Source organism: Ruegeria sp. BF7 (assembly GCF_056538605.1).
On record NZ_JBQFTM010000005.1, the window covers coordinates 218,513 to 237,173 of the forward strand.

21 protein-coding genes and 1 tRNA gene are annotated in these 18,661 nt (G+C 58.9%); 16 read left to right on the top strand and 6 right to left on the bottom strand.

Features of this window, described 5'->3' with window-relative positions:
• Positions 1 to 92 precede the first annotated feature (92 nt).
• Entirely contained in the window at positions 93 to 515 is a 423-nt protein-coding gene (locus ACR0IK_RS13585) for an excalibur calcium-binding domain-containing protein (RefSeq protein WP_480641854.1), read from the top strand.
• A 58-nt stretch (positions 516 to 573) separates the two neighbouring features.
• A complete protein-coding gene (locus ACR0IK_RS13590; protein WP_480641855.1) occupies positions 574 to 927 on the top strand; it encodes an MmcQ/YjbR family DNA-binding protein in 354 nt (117 codons plus the stop codon).
• On the opposite strand, the gene ACR0IK_RS13595 is transcribed toward ACR0IK_RS13590, so the two are convergent.
• Positions 924 to 1,631: an ORF6N domain-containing protein gene (locus ACR0IK_RS13595; protein WP_480596447.1), complete on the bottom strand. Its 708-nt coding sequence runs from the start codon at positions 1,629 to 1,631 to the stop codon at positions 924 to 926. The two genes, ACR0IK_RS13590 and ACR0IK_RS13595, sit on opposite strands and share 4 nt — an antisense overlap.
• A gap of 223 nt (positions 1,632 to 1,854) precedes the next feature.
• Between ACR0IK_RS13595 and ACR0IK_RS13600 the strand changes: the two genes are divergently transcribed.
• On the top strand, positions 1,855 to 2,145 hold the full coding sequence (locus ACR0IK_RS13600; protein WP_480641856.1) for a hypothetical protein: 291 nt from the start codon (positions 1,855 to 1,857) through the stop codon (positions 2,143 to 2,145).
• 1 nt (position 2,146) lies between these two features.
• On the opposite strand, the gene ACR0IK_RS13605 is transcribed toward ACR0IK_RS13600, so the two are convergent.
• From ACR0IK_RS13605 to uvrB, 3 genes are all read right to left on the bottom strand, one after another.
• Positions 2,147 to 2,287, bottom strand: a complete 141-nt coding sequence (locus ACR0IK_RS13605; protein WP_480641857.1) for a hypothetical protein — start codon at positions 2,285 to 2,287, stop codon at positions 2,147 to 2,149.
• Positions 2,288 to 2,370: 83 nt separating this feature from the next.
• On the bottom strand, positions 2,371 to 3,021 hold the full coding sequence (locus ACR0IK_RS13610; protein ID WP_480641858.1) for a hypothetical protein: 651 nt from the start codon (positions 3,019 to 3,021) through the stop codon (positions 2,371 to 2,373).
• A gap of 79 nt (positions 3,022 to 3,100) precedes the next feature.
• Entirely contained in the window at positions 3,101 to 5,287 is a 2,187-nt protein-coding gene (gene uvrB / locus ACR0IK_RS13615) for an excinuclease ABC subunit UvrB (protein ID WP_480641859.1), read from the bottom strand.
• Positions 5,288 to 5,440: 153 nt separating this feature from the next.
• On the opposite strand from uvrB, the gene ACR0IK_RS13620 reads away from it, so the two are divergent.
• From ACR0IK_RS13620 to ACR0IK_RS13680, 13 genes are all read left to right on the top strand, one after another.
• On the top strand, positions 5,441 to 5,752 hold the full coding sequence (locus ACR0IK_RS13620; protein ID WP_480596520.1) for an ETC complex I subunit: 312 nt from the start codon (positions 5,441 to 5,443) through the stop codon (positions 5,750 to 5,752).
• Complete coding sequence (locus ACR0IK_RS13625; RefSeq protein ID WP_480596518.1) at positions 5,706 to 6,230, top strand: GNAT family N-acetyltransferase; 525 nt, start codon at positions 5,706 to 5,708, stop codon at positions 6,228 to 6,230. Before ACR0IK_RS13620 ends, ACR0IK_RS13625 begins: the two co-directional genes overlap by 47 nt.
• A gap of 21 nt (positions 6,231 to 6,251) precedes the next feature.
• Positions 6,252 to 6,328: transfer RNA gene (locus ACR0IK_RS13630), tRNA-Arg, on the top strand.
• A 138-nt stretch (positions 6,329 to 6,466) separates the two neighbouring features.
• A complete protein-coding gene (gene iolG, locus ACR0IK_RS13635) occupies positions 6,467 to 7,480 on the top strand; it encodes an inositol 2-dehydrogenase (protein WP_480596516.1) in 1,014 nt (337 codons plus the stop codon).
• A 122-nt stretch (positions 7,481 to 7,602) separates the two neighbouring features.
• Entirely contained in the window at positions 7,603 to 8,523 is a 921-nt protein-coding gene (locus tag ACR0IK_RS13640) for a sugar ABC transporter substrate-binding protein (RefSeq protein WP_480596514.1), read from the top strand.
• A 67-nt stretch (positions 8,524 to 8,590) separates the two neighbouring features.
• Complete coding sequence (locus ACR0IK_RS13645) at positions 8,591 to 9,697, top strand: ABC transporter permease (RefSeq protein WP_480596512.1); 1,107 nt, start codon at positions 8,591 to 8,593, stop codon at positions 9,695 to 9,697.
• Position 9,698: 1 nt separating this feature from the next.
• On the top strand, positions 9,699 to 10,517 hold the full coding sequence (locus ACR0IK_RS13650; protein ID WP_480596510.1) for an ATP-binding cassette domain-containing protein: 819 nt from the start codon (positions 9,699 to 9,701) through the stop codon (positions 10,515 to 10,517).
• 91 nt (positions 10,518 to 10,608) lie between these two features.
• Complete coding sequence (gene iolD / locus ACR0IK_RS13655; protein ID WP_480641860.1) at positions 10,609 to 12,441, top strand: 3D-(3,5/4)-trihydroxycyclohexane-1,2-dione acylhydrolase (decyclizing); 1,833 nt, start codon at positions 10,609 to 10,611, stop codon at positions 12,439 to 12,441.
• On the top strand, positions 12,438 to 13,337 hold the full coding sequence (iolE, locus tag ACR0IK_RS13660; RefSeq protein WP_480641861.1) for a myo-inosose-2 dehydratase: 900 nt from the start codon (positions 12,438 to 12,440) through the stop codon (positions 13,335 to 13,337). The genes iolD and iolE overlap by 4 nt, the downstream gene beginning before the upstream one ends.
• Positions 13,338 to 13,385: 48 nt before the next feature.
• A complete protein-coding gene (locus ACR0IK_RS13665; RefSeq protein WP_480641862.1) occupies positions 13,386 to 14,567 on the top strand; it encodes a phytanoyl-CoA dioxygenase family protein in 1,182 nt (393 codons plus the stop codon).
• Positions 14,568 to 14,615: 48 nt separating this feature from the next.
• On the top strand, positions 14,616 to 15,422 hold the full coding sequence (gene iolB, locus ACR0IK_RS13670) for a 5-deoxy-glucuronate isomerase (protein ID WP_480641863.1): 807 nt from the start codon (positions 14,616 to 14,618) through the stop codon (positions 15,420 to 15,422).
• Positions 15,419 to 16,177, top strand: a complete 759-nt coding sequence (locus ACR0IK_RS13675) for an SDR family NAD(P)-dependent oxidoreductase (protein WP_480596498.1) — start codon at positions 15,419 to 15,421, stop codon at positions 16,175 to 16,177. Before iolB ends, ACR0IK_RS13675 begins: the two co-directional genes overlap by 4 nt.
• A gap of 24 nt (positions 16,178 to 16,201) precedes the next feature.
• Positions 16,202 to 16,981, top strand: a complete 780-nt coding sequence (locus ACR0IK_RS13680; RefSeq protein ID WP_480596496.1) for a TIM barrel protein — start codon at positions 16,202 to 16,204, stop codon at positions 16,979 to 16,981.
• Between the two features lie 4 nt (positions 16,982 to 16,985).
• Here ACR0IK_RS13680 and ACR0IK_RS13685 read toward each other — a convergent pair whose 3' ends face one another.
• Together ACR0IK_RS13685 and ACR0IK_RS13690 are read right to left on the bottom strand one after the other, a co-directional pair.
• A complete protein-coding gene (locus ACR0IK_RS13685; RefSeq protein ID WP_480596494.1) occupies positions 16,986 to 17,825 on the bottom strand; it encodes a class II fructose-bisphosphate aldolase in 840 nt (279 codons plus the stop codon).
• Positions 17,822 to 18,658, bottom strand: coding sequence for a 5-deoxy-glucuronate isomerase (locus ACR0IK_RS13690; protein WP_480641864.1), 837 nt, complete (start codon positions 18,656 to 18,658; stop codon positions 17,822 to 17,824). The genes ACR0IK_RS13685 and ACR0IK_RS13690 overlap by 4 nt, the downstream gene beginning before the upstream one ends.
• Positions 18,659 to 18,661: the final 3 nt, after the last annotated feature.

Genomic DNA, 18,661 nt, shown 5'->3' on the forward strand with positions numbered 1-18,661 from the left:
AAACATAGCTGCTTCATCTGCCCGGTGCGAGGCCTTGTTGCCGGTTGTGCCCGGGCCTCGGTTTCGCCACAAATCCGGGTTAGGTGAAGGATATGCCAGTCGACAAGCCCAAGCTAGAAACAGATACGATAATCCCCAAGGTATCGAGGCGCCAGAAACGTGCAGACGCCTTGCGCAAACGCGCTTTGTCTCCGGTTCGGATACTGATCATGGTACTTATGCTGCCGTTGACGACACTGAGTATTGTTGTGGCCGTTTACCTGCGCACATCCGGCTTTGAACGTGAAGAGGCCCTGATCCATCTGATTGCCCTGGCTGGGTGTGATGCAGTTGAATCGGTTGTGCCGGGGCCGTTTCTGGTCGGAGGGCCAGGGTATCATCCCCGCAACGATCCCGATGGCGATGGGGTTGCCTGCGAAACCATCGCGCCCACCCCGGTTTCCGACACGGTTCCGCAACAGGCTGGCGCGCGCCCATCACGAACGGTTGGAACCGCCAAGTTTGTGCGGCCGTGATCGGCTGATTGCTGCGTCGGCGCTTGCATAATTTTGATCTGTCGCCAAAGTTGGGGCCATGACCCGTAATGAATTCAACGCCTTCTGCGCCAGCTTCAAAGCCACCAACCACGTGGTGCAATGGGGCAATGCGGATGTGTGGAAAGTGGGTGGCAAGGTTTTTGCGATCTGCGGCTGGAACGACGGGCGCGACGCGTTCACCTTCAAGGCAACCGATCTGGCGTTTGAGGTGCTGGGCGATGAGCCCGGCATCCGCCCAGCGCCTTATCTGGCATCGCGCGGGATGAAATGGTTGCAGGTCTATGAAGAACGCGGCATGAGCGATGCCTCATTGCGTGAGCATATCGTGACGTCCTATGATCTGGTCGTGGCCAAGCTGACCAAGAAGATGCGGGCCGAGCTGGGGGTTTAACCCTTCATCGCGTGCAGCAATTCCAGCAGTCGTTTGCGGTCGTCATCATCGGTGTAGTCACCGGTTGCCAACCGCTCGGCGATGCTCAGACGCAGGCGTTCCTGTTGGGTGCGCACCTCTTCCCCGGCTGTTTCGGCCAGGGTCTTCATGATCATCGCTACGGCCTGTTGCCGTTTGGTGGTGGGGTTGGCGATGTAGTCGACCAGACTCTGCTGGCCGGAATCGAGGATGTTTTCGGCCAGATCGCGCAGTTGCTCGCCATTGGGCAGCAGCGGGGCGGGGGCATTCTCGGGCGGCAGAATTTCCGGCACGCTGCGCGGGGTTTCGGCCAGAGCGTTTGCACCATCAACAAAGGCCTCGGTGATCATCCGGGTGATCTTGATCGCGCGCGGGTCCTTGAACAGGGCCGAGGCGATGGCCACACCGTAATCCGTATAGACCCACGGATTGACCCGCCGCCCGCCGCGCCCCTTGGGTTTTGAAATCACATTCTGTGATTGCAAATCGGCGACCTCGGTATCGGTCAGCTGAAAGCGATAGCCCTCGAACAGGTCCTTGTTGCGCGAGACCGCCTGATTGAAAGCGCTGACGGATTTTCCGTAGAACTGTGCCAGATCCTCGGCCAGCACCACACGGGTGCCGCGCACCCGGTGAATGGCGCTTTGGACCTCATGTGTGCTGGGCAGGGTGTTCGGGTTCGTCATGGCAACCGTCTGGAATCACAATTTGTGATTTCAAAAGTGAAGCAGCGGGCGCTGGGCTGCAACCTTGAAGTGTCAGCCGCCCGGATGCGGTCAGGCGTCTAGTTGAAAACGCCCACAAATCCCTCGTATCAATGCGAGATTTCGCGCGGTCGTGCTAGGGTGCACGCGGCGAGGCCGCTCCGGCCCGCCACTTGGCAATTTCGCCAGACGAGGGAGGAAAGTGATGTTTGCGCGAATTACTCAATACAAAATGAAGCCCGGCACGCGGGAGGCGGCGACGGCGAAGATGAATGCATTGAAATCCGAAATCATGGGTATGCCCGGGATGCACTGCTTTACCAACGTGATGAACGAGGACGGTTCGGGCTATGTGATCTCAGTCGTCGAGAGCGAGGCAACCTCGAACGCAAACGCGCCCAAAGTGGCCGAACTGTGGGGCCATTTCGCCGAATTCATGGAAGGCCCGCCCTCACCGGTCGGATTCGATGTGATTGCCCATTGGGATAAGGGATAAGTTACCGGGCGGGGTGTTCCCGGCCTTTTCTTTGCAAAAGAAACTGCGCCAGATCCTCGGCCAGCACCACACGGGTGCCGCGCACCCGGTGAATGGCGCTTTGGACCTCATGCGTGCTGGGCAGGGCGTTCGGGTTCGTCATGGCAACCGTTTGGAATCACAATTTGTGATTTCAAACGTGGAGGAGGGTGGGGCGGGGTGCAAGGGTGGAGTGTGGAGCAAGTGTTATCTGTAGACACAAACACTCATAACTCTTTCTTTGGTATCGCCGCCGTAACGGGTGTTAGTTGGCAGCGCAATCCAGTCTCTACGCCGATAGCTCCAAAGATAAGGCCAATTTTCGCTGTCACATGCCACGCCATGTGGGGGCTGGTAACCGTCAGAGCGTTCCCGAATAGACTTGAACAACGAAGAACGGTCTATGACATGCAGCTCGGCAGCTTTCGCATATCTTGTCATTTGCCACCGCACTTGCAGATTCTGCAACGCGACCGGACCAATCACTATAATAATCGCGCCAACAACTATGGTCGGCACCTTTACTTTGCCCGGCACGATCGCGGCGGCTGTGGCAGCCAAAACCAGCAATATTAACGCCGCAAAGAAAAAGATGAAAAGTTTCGCGGCAAAAGCGAATTTCAATAGATACAGAATTGATACCGGCCAAAGTATTAACATTGATAACCTGAAAATGCCGTAACCCGTATCTATTCCAAGCCCCCAGAAAACCGTCAGAAGTAGGAGGAACAACAGCATTACAAGGCTTCTGCCTGGTGACGCTTCGCGCCAACCTGCCAGAACACTTACCCAAACCCAAATCATTGCTAGGATTGAAATGGTTCCGAGCAGTCCAGCTACAATTAAAAGCGTAATCAAAAAATATTCCTAAACCGTTTGTCTAGGAAGATTGATTTCGTGCTTTGAGTCAAAATGCAACCATCAGTTGCGTGTCAACCTACCGCTTCCTCCTCTTCACATTCCCACCCCGCTGCCCCGGCCTGCCGGCCGTTGAGCGTCCGCGCGATTTCACCGCGTCTTCCGAGGCTTTCTCGACTGCCCATTGCCGCGCCATGGGGTCGTCGGCGACGGCCAGGTCGACCGCTTCCAGACGTTTGATCTCATCCCGGATGTTGGCAGCCTCTTCGAATTCCAGGTTCTCGGCGGCTTTGCGCATTTGGTCGCGCAACCCGTCCAGATGGGCCTCAAGGTTTGCGCCGTGCATCGGTTTGTCGATGGTGGCGGTGACGCGGTTCATGTCGACATCGCCTTCGTAGAGACCGGCCAGAACGTCCTCGACATTCTTTTTCACCGTCTCAGGCGTGATGCCGTGTTCCTCGTTATAGGCGAGCTGTTTGGCGCGGCGGCGGTTGGTCTCGTTCAGGGCGCGTTCCATGGAACCGGTGACTTTGTCGGCATACATGATCACCCGCCCGTCGGCATTCCGCGCGGCGCGGCCGATGGTCTGGACCAGTGAGGTTTCTGACCGCAGGAAGCCCTCTTTATCCGCGTCCAGAATGGCGACCAGCCCGCATTCGGGAATGTCGAGCCCTTCGCGCAGTAGGTTAATCCCCACCAGCACGTCAAACGCCCCCAACCGCAGGTCGCGCAGGATTTCGATGCGTTCCAGCGTGTCGATGTCGGAATGCATGTAGCGGACCTTGATGCCCTGTTCATGCAGATATTCGGTCAGGTCTTCGGCCATACGTTTGGTCAGGGTCGTGACCAGCGTGCGGTAACCGTTCGCTGTGACCTTGCGCACCTCGTCCAGCAAATCGTCCACCTGCATGGATACAGGGCGGATTTCGACCTCAGGATCCAGCAGGCCGGTGGGGCGGATCACCTGTTCGGTGAAGACGCCGCCGGTCTGTTCGATCTCCCATTTAGCTGGTGTGGCCGAGACAAAGACGGATTGCGGGCGCATGGCGTCCCATTCCTCGAACTTGAGGGGTCGGTTGTCCATGCAGGAGGGCAAGCGGAACCCGTGTTCGGCCAGCGTGAATTTGCGCCGATAGTCGCCCCGGTACATGCCGCCGATTTGTGGCACGCTGACATGGCTTTCGTCGGCAAAGACAATCGCGTTATCGGGGATGAATTCGAACAGGGTCGGGGGCGGCTCGCCCGGTGCACGGCCGGTCAGATAGCGCGAATAGTTCTCGATCCCGTTGCAGACACCGGTGGCCTCAAGCATTTCCAGATCGAAATTGGTGCGCTGTTCCAGACGCTGCGCTTCCAGCAGCTTGCCTTCGCCCACCAGCTGATCAAGCCGGATACGCAGCTCCTTTTTAATCCCGATGATGGCCTGCTGCATGGTCGGTTTCGGCGTCACGTAGTGTGAGTTCGCATAAACGCGCACCTGTTCCATCGTCGCGGCGCGTTCGCCGGTCAGCGGGTCGAACTCGGTGATGGTTTCCAATTCCTCACCGAAGAACGAGAACTTCCAGGCGCGATCCTCGAGGTGAGCAGGCCAGATTTCCAGTGAATCGCCCCGCACCCGGAATGACCCGCGCTGAAACGCCTGATCGTTACGCCGGTATTGCTGGGCGACCAGATCGGCCATCACTTGCCGTTGGTCGTATTCGTGGCCGACCTTCAGATCCTGCGTCATCGCCCCGTAGGTCTCGACCGAGCCGATACCGTAGATGCAAGAGACCGAGGCTACGATAATCACATCATCGCGTTCCAGCAGCGCCCGCGTAGCCGAGTGGCGCATCCGGTCAATCTGTTCGTTGATCTGCGATTCTTTCTCGATATACGTGTCTGAACGCGGCACATAGGCCTCGGGCTGGTAATAGTCGTAGTAGGATACGAAGTATTCGACCGAGTTTTCGGGGAAGAAGCCTTTAAACTCGCCATACAACTGCGCCGCCAGCGTCTTGTTAGGCGCAAGGATGATGGCAGGTCGTTGGGTTTCCTCGATCACCTTGGCCATGGTGAAGGTCTTGCCCGTCCCGGTCGCGCCCAGCAGAACCTGATCGCGTTCACCGTCCTGCACGCCGCCGGTCAGTTCCTTGATCGCGGTCGGCTGGTCGCCCGCCGGCGAAAACTCGGTATGCATGACGAAGGATTTGCCGCCTTCCAGTTTCAGGCGGGCGCGGACGTCTTCGGCAGTCAGCTGGGTCTTGTCGGAATGAGCGTAAGCCATCAGGGGAGATTCCTTTCGCGCCTGATTTTGATCTGTTTTTGTTCTTGTTCAAGGGGGCAATTTCAAAGCCTTAAATTGCGACAATTGCGGACTTGTCCGCGCCGCGCGTCTGGCGCATAAACACCCCTAGCCAAGTGAGTACGGAGAGGCGACATGCGCGCACGGATTTACCAGCCTGCTAGGAATGCGATGACCTCGGGTATGGCCAAGACCCGCAAGTGGGTTCTGGAATACGCCCCCGCGTCGTCGCGCGAGGTTGATCCGCTGATGGGCTGGACCTCATCCAATGACACGCAGACCCAGATACGCCTGAAGTTCGACACCAAGGAAGAGGCGCTGGATTACGCCAAGGACAATGGTATCGACGCGCAGGTGAGCGAACCGCACAAGCGCAAACCCAACCTGCGCGCCCGTGGCTATGGCGAAAACTTCGCCACCGACCGGCGTGGTCCTTGGACCCACTGAGTTGATCGACATTCGCGAGGCTGATCCAACCTTGGATGTATTGCGACCGGTGGTCGAGGCGCATTTTGCCCATAGCAAAACGGCCGGTCCCGCGGAAAGCAACCACACCATGGATGCCGAGGCGCTGGCCGGGCCGGGGATTCGGTTCTGGGCCATGTACGAAGCCGACCAGCCAGTTGGGTGCGGTGCGCTCAAGGCGTTGCCGGATGGTACCGCCGAGGTGAAATCGGTGCATGTTCTGGCGCGGGCGCGTGGGCGAGGTCTGGCGCGCAAAATGATGGTCCATCTTGCGGATCTGGCCAGAACAGAAGGGGTTACAGCGCTGGTTCTGGAAACCGGCGCGGCACATCTACCGGAATATGATGCGGCCCGCAAACTCTATGAGGCGCTTGGATATTCCTATTGCGAGCCGATCTACGGATACGAGACCGACCCAAACAGCGCCTTCATGCGCTTGGGTCTTGAACCCCGCCCGTAAAAACCGCAAGAAGGGCGCAGCGGTCCCGTAGCTCAACTGGATAGAGCAGCTGACTTCTAATCAGCAGGTTGAGGGTTCGAGTCCTTCCGGGATCGCCAGTTATCTTAATAGCAGCCTACCGCACCATCGCAGAACTCGAGTGGTTTGGCGTTGCGGACTCTTTGCATCAAAAAAATATTGCAACCGGTTGCAAAAAGCAACATTGTAACGCCAAGTTAAAGAATCGGGAGAGCCACATGCTGAGAATCGGACTGCTTGGCGCCGGGCGCATTGGTCGGGTACACGCACAGGCCATTGCCGCGCATCCTCAAAGTCAGCTTTGTGCGGTTTCCGACGCGATTTCCGAAGCTGCTGAAAGCCTTGCCGCGGAACAGGGTGCAACGGCACGCGAATCTCAGGAGATTATCGCGGACCAATCAATTGATGCAGTGCTGATTGCGACGCCGACAGACACCCATTCTGAACTGATCGAAGCCGCCACAGAGGCTGGTAAGGCGGTTCTGTGCGAAAAACCCGTTGACCTCAGCCTTGAACGGGCGCTGGCGTGTCAGGCGGTTGCGGCGGAAACCGGCCAGCCGGTAATGGTCGGGTTCAACCGCCGGTTTGACCCCAGCTTCACGACCCTGAAGTCGGCCGCAGACAACGGCGAAATCGGCACGACCGAGATGCTGTCGATCACCTCTTTCGATCCGGCCCCGCCGCCGATCAGTTATGTCAAGGTATCTGGCGGTCTGTTCCGGGACATGATGATCCATGATTTCGACATGGCGAATTACCTGATGGGTCGGCTGCCCGAACGGATTACTGCTGTAGGTTCCTCGATCGTTGACCCCGAGATCGGACGCGCTGGGGATGTGGATACTGCTGTGGTTACAATGATTTATGCCGATGGTCAGATCGTGGTGATCAAGAATTCGCGGCGGGCGGTCTATGGCTATGATCAGCGGATCGAGATGCTGGGTTCGGGCGGGTTGCTGCAAGCCCATAACATTCTGGAAAACGCTGTGGTCAAATCGACGGCCGATGGCGTCACAGGCGCCAAGCCGACCTATTTTTTTCTGGAACGTTACATGCCCGCCTATCGCGCGGAATGGGATGCCTTCGTTCAGGCCGTGCTGACCGATTCGGCGATGCCGGTGACGCTGGAGGATGGCGTTGCAGCCCTGGCAATGGCCGAGGCCGCGACCCGGTCCGCTCAGTCTGGGCAGGCGGTCGAACTGGCCGAGGTTTTGAAACCGGTTGCAAAATGACCCGATATCTAGAAACTGGGGCAAGCTCCGCCAGTTATCGGAGCGGAGGAGATTCGGTGGATCCGAATGATTGGGGCTGAAGCCCCGGCAAAAGACAGACTGTTCTTATGGGAGGAGACCAAATGAATAAGTTCGTAAAAGGCGCATTGGCTGCCGGTGCATTGGCTTTGGCTACCCCTGCATTTGCGCAGGAAATCGTAGTTGTGTCGCACGGTCAGGCAAATGACGCGTTCTGGAACGTCGTCAAGAACGGCGTCGAACAGGCGGGTAAGGATGTCGGCGTCAACGTCGAATACCGCGCGCCCGAGACTTTCGATATGGTGGCCATGTCGCAACTGATCGATGCTGCCGTGAACCAGGAGCCTGACGGGCTGATCGTTTCGATTCCCGACGCAGACGCGCTTGGCCCGTCAATCGAACGTGCGGTCGCGGCCGGTATTCCGGTGATCTCGATCAACTCGGGGTCAGATGTTTCCAAGGATCTGGGCGCACTCCTGCATGTTGGTCAGGATGAATTCGACGCGGGTAAAGCCGCCGGTGAGGCACTGGCCTCGATGGGCGGCGAAACCGCGATTTGTGTGAACCACGAGGTTGGCAACGTCGCACTTGACCTGCGCTGCGCGGGCTTCGCCGAAGGTTTCGGCGGCAATGTCGAAGTGCTGCCGACATCAAACGATCCGTCGGAAATCGAGTCGAAAGTCGCCGCTGCTTTGGCCGCGAACGAAGATGTAGACACTGTCATGGCATTGGGTGCCAGCTCGGCCGGTGAACCGACAGTGGAAGCCGTCAAAGCATCGGGGCGTGACGTGAACGTGGCCTCGTTCGACCTGTCGGCCAACTTCCTGCAGTCGATTGCAGACGGTGACGCGGCCTTTGCCATCGACCAGCAGCAATATCTGCAGGGTTATCTGGCGGTGAACTTCATGGGCCTGCACGCCAAATACGGCCTGATGCCGGGTGGCAACGTACCTTCCGGCCCGAACCTGGTAACTCAGGAAAAGGCCGCTCAGGTGATCGACCTGTCATCGCAGGGCATTCGCTGACCCGAACGGGACAGAGACAAAAGAAACGGCGCTGCGTGCGCCGTTTCAACCGAATTGGGAGGGAAACATGAGTCAGTCAGCGCAAGTTGCAGCGGACGAAAGAGTCAAAAGCGAACCGTTTTTGACCAAGCTAATGAAACGCCCCGAACTTGGTGCGATGGCAGGTGTCGTCCTTGTGGTTATCTTCTTTGCGATCACCGCAGATGAATCGATGTTCACTCTTGCCGGAGTGATGAACTTCATGACGCCTGCGGCGCAATTGGGTATCCTAGCCATCGGGGCCGCTTTGCTCATGATTGGCGGCGAGTTTGACTTGTCCATCGGTTCGATGGTGGCGTTTTCCGGCCTGTTCTTCGGCGTCTGCGTGGTGACTTGGCAGCTGCCGCTGGTCGCCGCGATCCCGATGACGTTTGTTTTTGCGGCCATGGTCGGCGCGATCAACGGCAATATCGTGATCCGCTCGGGCCTGCCGTCGTTTATCGTGACGCTGGCATTTCTGTTCATCCTGCGAGGGTTGTCTCTGGTCGGTCTGAAAATGGCGACCAGCGGGTCGACCCAGCTGCGCGGCGTGCGTGACGCGACCGAAAATGACTGGCTGGCGCCGGTTTTCTCGGGCGAGGCCTTTGGCAGCCTGTTCGCCTGGCTGGCCGAGAAGGGCGCGATCGATACCTTCAAGAGCGGTGCGCCCAAGGTGCCAGGTATTCCGGTCGAAATCCTGTGGTTCATCGTGATGGCGCTGGCTGCAACATATGTACTGCTGCGCACCCCGGCAGGGAACTGGATATTTGCCTCGGGCGGCGACAAGACGGCGGCGTCCAACTCGGGTGTTCCGGTGAACCGTGTCAAAGTCTCTCTGTTTATGCTGACGGCCTGCTGCGCTGCGTTGGTGGCGATCATCACGGTGATGGACGCGGGTTCAACCGATGCACGGCGGGGCTTCCAGAAGGAATTTGAGGCGATCATCGCAGCCGTGATCGGGGGCTGTCTGCTGACCGGTGGCTATGGCTCGGCTATCGGGGCGTTCTTCGGTTCGATCATCTTTGGCATGGTTGTCATCGGCTTGACCTATACCGACTTCGATCAGGACTGGTTCCAGGTCTTCCTGGGCGCCATGCTGCTGATCGCCGTTCTGTTCAACAACGCGATCCGTAAACGCGTAACCGGGGAGCGCTGATATGACCGAAGATACCAAGTTCCACCACGGCGATGCGACCGACGCGGCGCCCATCGTTGAAATGAAAGACATCGAAAAGCACTTTGGCAACATTATTGCTTTGGCTGGTGTCAGCTTTGATGTCAAACCGGGTGAATGCCACTGCTTGCTGGGCGACAACGGTGCGGGCAAATCGACCTTCATCAAGACCATGTCCGGGGTGCACAAACCCACCAAGGGCGAGATCTTTTTCGAAGGCAAGCCGCTGCATTTCGACACCCCGCGTGATGCGATGGAGGCGGGCATTGCGACTGTGTTCCAGGACCTTGCGATGATCCCGCTGATGAGCGTGACGCGGAACTTCTTCATGGGGCGCGAGCCAACCAAAGGAAAGGGTCTGCTCAAGCGGTTCGATGTTGACCAGGCCAATGACGTCTGCATGGAAGAGATGCGCAAGATGGGCATCAATCTGCGCGGACCGGATCAGGCAGTCGGTACGCTTTCCGGCGGCGAGCGGCAGACCGTTGCGATTGCACGCGCGGTTTATTTCGGTGCTAAAATCCTGATCCTGGACGAACCGACCTCGGCCTTGGGTGTGCGCCAAACGTCGAATGTTCTGGCGACCATTGACCGAGTGCGCAGCCAGGGCGTTGGCGTTGTCTTCATCAGCCACAACGTGCGCCATGCGCTGGCGGTGGGCGATCGGTTTACCGTGCTGAACCGGGGCAAGACTCTGGGCACCGCAAAACGGGGCGAAATCACGCCCGAGGAACTGCAGGACCTTATGGCAGGCGGTCAGGAAATGGCCGAACTGGAAGGGTCTTTGGGCGGTACGGTTTAACACCGTTCCTCCCTCCCTCAGGGGCCAGAGGCCCAACAACTATCGAAATTGCGGAATTGGCCGAAATGGCCTTGTGTTGAAAGGGATCACAATGGACAAAACAGTCCGACTGACCGCAGCGCAAGCTTTGGTGCGCTATCTGGGCGCGCAGATGAACGAAGCCGGAGAGCCGTTCATCGCTGGGGTCTGGGCCATATTTGGCCATGGTAACGTGGCAGGATTGGGCGAGGCGTTGCACGCCGTAAAAGACAGCCTTCCCACCTATCGCGGCCATAACGAGCAGACCATGGCGCACAGTGCGATTGCTTATGCCAAGCAGATGCGTCGTACGCGGACCATGGCCGTCACGTCCTCGATCGGGCCGGGCGCCACGAACATGGTGACTGCAGCGGCGCTGGCGCATGTGAACCGCCTGCCGGTTCTGATCATCCCCGGTGACGTGTTCGCCACCCGTGGTCCCGACCCTGTGTTGCAGCAGATCGAGAGCTTTGGCGACGGTACAATCAGCGCCAATGATTGCTTCAAACCGGTCAGCCGCTATTTCGACCGCATTTCCCGGCCCGAGCACCTGCTGACCGCATTGCCGCGCGCCTTCCGGACCATGACCGACCCGTCTGATTGCGGACCGGTGACGTTGTCCTTTTGTCAGGACGTGCAGGCCGAGGCCTATGACTATCCCCAAAGCTTCTTTGAGCCGCGCGTCTGGTATCAGCGCCGCATTCGCCCGGATGAGGGTGAACTGGCCCGTGCGGTCGCTGCGATCAAAGCCGCCAAAAACCCGGTCATCGTCGCTGGCGGAGGTGTGCACTATTCGGGCGCAACCGATGCGTTACAGAGCTTTGTCGAAACGCATAACATTCTCATAGCCGAGACACAGGCCGGTAAGTCCGCGCTAGCCTGGGATCACCCGTTGAACCTTGGTCCCATCGGCGTGACCGGTGGCGAACCCGCCAACGACATTTGCGCCAAGGCCGATCTGGTGTTGGGCGTCGGGACGCGGTTTCAGGACTTCACCACCGGCTCGTGGGGTCTGTTCTCGAACTCCGAGCGAGAGTTGATCAGCCTGAACACAGCCGCTTATGACGCCGAGAAACACGGCGCGATGCCACTGCAATCCGACGCCCGTGTCGGGCTTGAGGAACTGGGCATTGCTCTGCAGGGATATCGCGCCGACCCTGTGGCCGACACGCTGAAGGCCGATTGGTTCGGCAAGGTCGACAAGCTGACCGACGCGCCCGGCGACGGCAACGCGCTGCCGACCGATATGCAGGTGATTGGCGCGGTTCAGCGTGCCGCGCATGACGATACGGTTGTGATGTGTGCAGCAGGTACCATGCCCGGTGAGCTGCACAAACTGTGGAAAGCGCCCCGCCCCGGGGCCTATCACATGGAATACGGCTTCAGTTGCATGGGGTACGAGATCGCGGGCGCCATGGGTATCAAGATGGCCCAGCCGGAGCGCGACGTGATCTGCTTTACCGGCGACGGCACCTATATGATGGCGAACTCGGAAATGGCTTCGGCCGCGATGATGGGCATTTCCTTCACCGTCGTTATTACCGACAACCGCGGTTTTGGCTGCATCAACCGGCTGCAGATGGGTACCGGTGGGGCCGAGTTCAACAACCTGCTGGATCACACGGTCCACAACACGCCCTCGGCCATCGACTTTGCTGCGCACGCGGCGGCGATGGGGGCAACTTCGGTCAAAGTCAACTCGATTGCCGAGCTTGAGGACGCTTTAGCCAAACGCGGTGACATCAAGGGTCCGTATGTGGTGGTTATCGACACCGATCCCTACCCATCCACCGAATTTGGCGGCACGTGGTGGGAAGTGGCCGTGCCCGAGGTCAGCATCCGCCCCGAAGTGAATGAAAAACGTGCGGCCTATGAGGTCGCACTCAAGGAAAGAAACACCAAATGAGCGTGAAAATCGGTATCTCGCCCATCGCCTGGCAGAATGACGACCTGCCGGACCTGACGGCGGCCTATACCATGGAGCAGGCGCTGAAAGAGGCGCGCGAGATCGGCTATACCGGTGTCGAACGCGGCCAGCGGATGCCCAGCGACACCGAAGGGCTGCGCGCCTATCTGGACGGCAACGATATCGCGCTCTGTGGCGGCTGGTGCTCGGGCAACACGCTGGTCAACAACTTCGCGGCCGAACGTGAAGCCGTGCGCGAACAGGTCGAGCAGTTCGTGGCGCTAAACAGCCCCTGCATCGTCTATGCCGAGTGTTCCAACACCGTGCAGGGTCAGATCGGAACCCCGGTCAATGACCGTCCCAAACTGTCCAGGGATGAGGTGCTGGCCTACTCCGCCAAACTCACTGAACTGGCGAAATGGATGGCCGATCAGGGCATGCCGATGGCCTATCACCACCACATGGGCACGATCATCGAAAGCGAGGATGACGTGAACTGGCTGATGGAAGGATCGGGCTCCGAAGTAAAGCTGTGCTTTGACACCGGCCACCTGCTGTTTGGTGGTGGCGATGTGATGGCGACCCTCAACCGCTGGGGCGACCGGGTACATCACGTGCATTTCAAGGATATCCGCCCGTCCATCGTTCAAGACACGCGTGAGAACAATCGCAGCTTCCTTGACGCGGTGATTGCCGGTGCCTTCACCGTGCCTAGCGATGGCTGCATTGATTTCCAGGTGGTCGCGAACGCGCTCAAGGCGATGGAATACGACGGCTGGATCGTGGTCGAGGCCGAACAGGACCCTGCCAAGGCACCGCCCTATGAGTATTCCAAGAAGGGTTATGACCACATCGTCGATGTTTGCGAGCAGGCAGAGTTGGAGATCACTGCGTAACGACCGCCCATAGGCGCAACACCGTAAGCCATGAGAAGGGAGCATGTCATGGTGCATCAAGACCTCGGATATGTCGGCTATTTCGACCGGGAATCCTGCGATCTGGATGAATTCAAGGTGTTGACCTCTCAGAACCTTTCGGCCGATGCGGTGCCCCATGCCGCGTCGGTTGAAAAGAACGTACCTGTCTACGACATGCAGGCGCTGCGCCCGGTGCTAGAGCAGACGGACAAGCGTCAGGCTTTGCTGGCGGAATGGGGCTGGGTTTTGAGTAAGTCAGCTGGGGTGATTGCCCTGAAAGGGGCCTATTCGGATACCTCCGTGATCGACCGGGCTACAGAGGTATTCCGCCAGATCATCGATGAGGAACGGCGAAGCGGGGCAGGTGAAGGTGATCACTTCGCCGCCTCGGGTGCGAATGACCGGGTTTGGAATGCGCTGCAAAAACAATGCCTGTGCGACCCGGAAGGCTTTGCACTGTATTTTGGGAACACCGCGATTGCGGCCGCCTGCGAGGCGTGGTTGGGCCCCAACTATCAAATGACCGCGCAAGTCAATCAGGTACGCCCCGGAGGCAAGGCACAGCAAGCGCACAGGGACTACCACCTGGGTTTCCAAAGCGCCGACAGCGCCGCGCGGTATCCCGCCCATGCCCATCACCTGACCGCTGCGCTGACCCTGCAAGGGGCTGTTGCCCATTGTGACATGCCGGTGGAAAGTGGCCCGACAAAACTGCTGCCGTTCTCGCAGCTCTATTCATCCGGCTATCTGGCATTTCACGATCCCGCGCATCGGGACCATTTCGAAGACAATTTTGTTCAGCTGCCTCTGTCGAAAGGGGACGCGGTGTTCTTCAACCCGGCGCTGTTCCACTCTGCCGGAGAAAATAGCAGCGCCGATATCGACCGCATGGCGAACCTGCTGCAAATCTCGTCGGCCTTCGGGCGCGCGATGGAAGCGGTGGATCGTCGTGCCATGTCGCAGGCCGTGTTCCCCCATCTGATCGCGCTGAAACAGCGTGGAGATCTGGCCCAGTCGGAACTGGATGCGGTGATTGCGGCCACCGCCGAAGGCTATCCTTTCCCGACCAATCTGGACACGGACCCCCCGATCGGGGGCAATGCGCCGGAAAGCCAGGCGGATGTCCTGCGCCGGGCGGTCACAGAGGGCTGGACCGAGGCGCAACTGGCCGAGGCGCTCTCGGCCCTGAAGGCAAGGCAAGCTGCCTGAGACAACATAGGGGTGAGCTGTTCGCCCACCCATCAAGGAGACGACACCATGGCAGACCTGCTCAAGAAACCGTTCGGGACCCGCGGCAAGGTCCACGATATCACTCCGGCCAGTGCAGGGTGGCGCTATGTCGGTTTCGGCCTTTATCATCTGCGTGCAGGTGACGAAGCCGCCGAGGCCACGGGCGACCGCGAGGTCATCTTGGTCATGGTCGAAGGCAAGGCGCAGATCACCGGGGCCGGGCAGAATTGGGGCGTTCTGGGCGACCGTTTGGACGTTTTCGAAAAGTCACCGCCGCATTGTCTGTACCTGCCCAACGGAACCGAGTGGGAAGCTGTCGCCGAAACTGATTGCGTCATCGCCGTCTGCTCGGCCCCCGGCAAAGGCGGGCATCAGGCCCGGCGCATCGGCCCTGACGGCATTACCCTGACCGAGCGCGGCAAGGGCGTGAACACGCGCCATATAAACAATATCGCGATGGAGAACGAGGACTATGCCGACAGCCTGCTGGTGACCGAGGTGTTCACGCCGAATGGCCACTGGTCGTCTTATCCCAGCCACCGCCATGATGAGGATGATTATCCCCGGATCACTTATCTGGAGGAGACCTATTACCACCGCCTCAACCCGGCCACCGGATTTGGTATCCAGCGAGTTTATACCGATGACGGCCAGTTGGACGAGACGATGGCCGTATCCGATGGCGATGTTGTGACTGTCCCGCGCGGCCATCACCCTTGCGGTGCGCCCTATGGGTTTGAGATGTACTATCTGAATGTCATGGCCGGACCGTTGCGGAAATGGCGTTTTGTGGCGGCCCCCGAGGTCGAATGGATCATGGAGCGTGACGGATGACCCGAGACTTTGCCACCTATCCCAGTCTGAACGGCAAGACCGTTTTCATCACCGGCGGGGCAGGGGGAATTGGTGCAGAAACAGTCCGAGCCTTCGCGGCCCAAGGGGCCAAGGTCGGGATTCTGGATATTGACGCGGACGCGGGGCACGCGCTGTTGGCGCAGGTGGACGGCGAACACGTCTTCGCCCAATGCGACTTGCGCGATGTCGAAGCGCTGCGTATCGCATTGGCAGAGTTGACGGACGAACTTGGTGCGGCTCATGTCTTGGTCAACAACGCTGCGCGTGACGACCGGCACGATTGGCGCGAGGTGACGCCGGACTACTGGGACGAGCGTATGGCGACCAATATCCGACACATGTTCTTTGCCATCCAATCTGTCGCGCCAGCGATGATCGAACGGGGCGGTGGGGCCATCGTCAACCTCGGCTCAAACTCATGGTGGGAGGCCGGCGCGGGCTTCCCGGCCTATGCCACCGCAAAATCGGCCGTGCATGGCCTGACCCGCACGATGGCGCGCGAACTGGGAGATCACCGTATTCGCGTGAACACGGTAGTGCCCGGTTGGATCATGACCGAGCGCCAGAAGGACCTCTGGGTTACGCCCGAAGCACTGGCCAAGCAGGTCGACCGCCAATGCCTGCCGGACCCGATTGATCCGGTCTACGTGGCGCGGATGGTGCTGTTTTTGGCCTCTGACGATGCTGCCATGTGCAGCGCGGGGAATTTCATGGTCGAAGGCGGGTCGATCTGATGGTCCCATATTCTGAGGTTTAGGATGTCCCAACCATTCCAATTGGCAGCCTGTGCCGAAATGCTTTGGCTGGATAAGCCAATCGATTGGCGCGCCGCTCGCTTGACGGAAATGGGGTTCGGTGTAGGTCTGTGGAACTGGCCTGAGTGGGATCTCGATAAACTCGAACGCGTCGGCGCGAATTTCACGATCATGAACGGCTATCTCGAAGGCCGTCTTGCGGATGACCAAGGCGCAGATATGTTGCTGAAATCTGCGCGCGAAACAGTGCAGATCGGCAAACGTTTGGGTGTGGATCGTTTAAACTTGCACGGTACAGGACTGGGTGATGGCGGTATTCCAATCTGGCAGCACGAATCCGTCACGGGGAAAATGTGGTTAAAAGCGCGGGATACACTGAGCCGAATTTGCGATCTGGCTGAGGAAGAAGGTGCGGTATTCACGCTGGAGAACCTGAATCGGCTGGACCATCCCGGTTGTCCGTTCGGGTCGACAGCGGATGTATTGGATTTGGTCTCAGCTATTGATCGCCCACAATTGCGCATTAATCTCGACCTGTATCACACGCAGATCGGAGAGGGTGACCTGATCCGCTGGTGCGAAAAATGCTTGCCTTGGATTGGAGAAGTTCAGGTTGCTGACAATCCGGGCCGGTGCGAGCCGGGATCGGGTGAGATCAATTTCGCGGCAGTTGCACAGGCGTTGAATGATATGGGTTACCGTGGGCCAGTCGGAATGGAAGCCTTTGCGGCAGGCGACCCGGAAGTGGCGCTAATGGCTTTCCGGGATTTTTTTACGCTCTAGCGGCTTATCTTTGCGGCGGCGCTCCGAAAGCGCGAATGACAGTACGGGCGGCTGCCTCGACCGGATCGTGGGTTTCTTTCAGGATGGTGACGCGGTCGAACCTGTTGGGGTCGCGGTTCACCGCCTCGCGCAGCGCTGCACCGAAGGCCATGCGCAGCTCGGTTCCGATGTTGAACTTGCAGATCGAGGTTTCGCGGGCGAGACGCTTGCGCTGCTCGACCGGAACGCCAGAACCGCCATGGATCACCAGTGGCACTTCGGTTATGGCGTCGATCTGGCGTATGCGATCCTCGTCCAGACCGCCCTCTTTGTTTTGCTGCAGATGGACGTTGCCGACCGAGATGGCCATCGCATCCACGCCGCTTTCACGGGCAAACTGCGCCGCCTCGGCCGGGTCGGTTCCGTTTGACCCTTCGCCGCCGGAATAGCCGACAAAACCGATCTCACCTTCGCAGGAGATTCCGGCCGCGTGGGCCATCTCGGCTATTGCAGCTGTTTCGTCGATGTTTTGCTGCAGCGGTTTGCGCGAGCCGTCGAACATCAGCGATGTGAACCCGCTATCCAGCGCGATCTTGCACTCTTCAAACGTATAGCCGTGGTCCAGATGGGCGACCACAGGGACTGAGGCGTTCTCGGCCAGATGGCGAAACATCTTGCCCAGAACGGGCAGCGGCGTGTGTTCGCGGCAGCTGGGGCCAGCCTGCAGGATCACAGGGGCGTTTTCGGCCTCGGCCGCGGCCACGTAAGCGCGCATGTCTTCCCAGCCCAGGGTGACAAGGCCGCCTACGGCATAGCCTTGCTCATAAGCCGGGGTCAGGACGTCTTTCAGCGTGACGAGGGTCATTTGAATTTCGCGATCATGTCTTTGATGCCCGGAATGGTCTCGATCTGATAGGCATGTGTCGGTTGGAAATACTGCACCAGCGAGCGCTGGCTGAGACCGCCGAGGATGGTGAAATAGTACATCTCGTATCCCGGCAAAACGCAGCAGGGGTGGTAGCCTTTGTCGATGCAGATCGTTGAGCCATCGACGATGTGATAGGCATCGCCGGACTCGTTGTCCTCACGCTGCAACATCTGCAGACCCGAACCCCAGTTGGGTTTGAAGCGGAAGTTGTAGGTCTCGTCGTGGCGGCTTTCATCCGGCAGACGGTTGGTGTCGTGCTTGTGGCTGGGGAAGCCGGACCAGCCGCCCTGACCCACCGTGAACAGCTCACTGACCAGCAGGCGGCCCACCTTGTCATGCTGTTTCTGACCGAGGATGTGCTTGATCTTGCGATGGGTTTTGGTGTCGTCGCTGCCGTATTGCACAAGGTCATGCTGGCGGACGTCGAAAGGATCCAGCACCTTGTCGTATTTGGCCCCGGCGATAAACACTTCGGCCTCGTCCGAGACGCAGACCATCTGGGCCTTGGCTCCGACGGGGACATAGACACCCTCGGGCTCGCCATCCCACACGTCTTCGCCCCGGTTGCCGAGCTTGGGGAACTGCATGCCTTCGACATCTACATCCACGCTACCGGTGGCAGGGGCGATGCAGGTTTCATACCCCGGCACCTGATATTCGAACGCCTCACCCTTTTTCAGTTTGACGATGTTGAAATAGTTCAGCGGCACCGTCGGGTCGTCGGCGTCGACGATGGGTTTGTTCTGATTGTCATAGGGCGCGATATGCATGGG

Excerpts from the sequence above, each read along its gene's own strand:
- ACR0IK_RS13640 (WP_480596514.1), top strand. The coding sequence starts at position 7,603 with ATGAATAAGTTCGTAAAAGGCGCATTGGCTGCCGGTGCATTGGCTTTG.
- ACR0IK_RS13625 (WP_480596518.1), top strand. The coding sequence starts at position 5,706 with ATGGCGAAAACTTCGCCACCGACCGGCGTGGTCCTTGGACCCACTGAG.
- ACR0IK_RS13620 (WP_480596520.1), top strand. The coding sequence starts at position 5,441 with ATGCGCGCACGGATTTACCAGCCTGCTAGGAATGCGATGACCTCGGGT.
- ACR0IK_RS13585 (WP_480641854.1), top strand. The coding sequence starts at position 93 with ATGCCAGTCGACAAGCCCAAGCTAGAAACAGATACGATAATCCCCAAG.
- ACR0IK_RS13600 (WP_480641856.1), top strand. The coding sequence starts at position 1,855 with ATGTTTGCGCGAATTACTCAATACAAAATGAAGCCCGGCACGCGGGAG.
- iolG (WP_480596516.1), top strand. The coding sequence starts at position 6,467 with ATGCTGAGAATCGGACTGCTTGGCGCCGGGCGCATTGGTCGGGTACAC.
- iolD (WP_480641860.1), top strand. The coding sequence starts at position 10,609 with ATGGACAAAACAGTCCGACTGACCGCAGCGCAAGCTTTGGTGCGCTAT.
- ACR0IK_RS13680 (WP_480596496.1), top strand. The coding sequence starts at position 16,202 with ATGTCCCAACCATTCCAATTGGCAGCCTGTGCCGAAATGCTTTGGCTG.
- ACR0IK_RS13605 (WP_480641857.1), bottom strand. The coding sequence starts at position 2,287 with ATGACGAACCCGAACGCCCTGCCCAGCACGCATGAGGTCCAAAGCGCC.
- ACR0IK_RS13650 (WP_480596510.1), top strand. The coding sequence starts at position 9,699 with ATGACCGAAGATACCAAGTTCCACCACGGCGATGCGACCGACGCGGCG.
- ACR0IK_RS13665 (WP_480641862.1), top strand. The coding sequence starts at position 13,386 with ATGGTGCATCAAGACCTCGGATATGTCGGCTATTTCGACCGGGAATCC.
- ACR0IK_RS13595 (WP_480596447.1), bottom strand. The coding sequence starts at position 1,631 with ATGACGAACCCGAACACCCTGCCCAGCACACATGAGGTCCAAAGCGCC.
- ACR0IK_RS13675 (WP_480596498.1), top strand. The coding sequence starts at position 15,419 with ATGACCCGAGACTTTGCCACCTATCCCAGTCTGAACGGCAAGACCGTT.
- ACR0IK_RS13690 (WP_480641864.1), bottom strand. The coding sequence starts at position 18,658 with ATGCATATCGCGCCCTATGACAATCAGAACAAACCCATCGTCGACGCC.
- ACR0IK_RS13685 (WP_480596494.1), bottom strand. The coding sequence starts at position 17,825 with ATGACCCTCGTCACGCTGAAAGACGTCCTGACCCCGGCTTATGAGCAA.
- iolE (WP_480641861.1), top strand. The coding sequence starts at position 12,438 with ATGAGCGTGAAAATCGGTATCTCGCCCATCGCCTGGCAGAATGACGAC.
- ACR0IK_RS13590 (WP_480641855.1), top strand. The coding sequence starts at position 574 with ATGACCCGTAATGAATTCAACGCCTTCTGCGCCAGCTTCAAAGCCACC.
- ACR0IK_RS13645 (WP_480596512.1), top strand. The coding sequence starts at position 8,591 with ATGAGTCAGTCAGCGCAAGTTGCAGCGGACGAAAGAGTCAAAAGCGAA.
- iolB (WP_480641863.1), top strand. The coding sequence starts at position 14,616 with ATGGCAGACCTGCTCAAGAAACCGTTCGGGACCCGCGGCAAGGTCCAC.
- uvrB (WP_480641859.1), bottom strand. The coding sequence starts at position 5,287 with ATGGCTTACGCTCATTCCGACAAGACCCAGCTGACTGCCGAAGACGTC.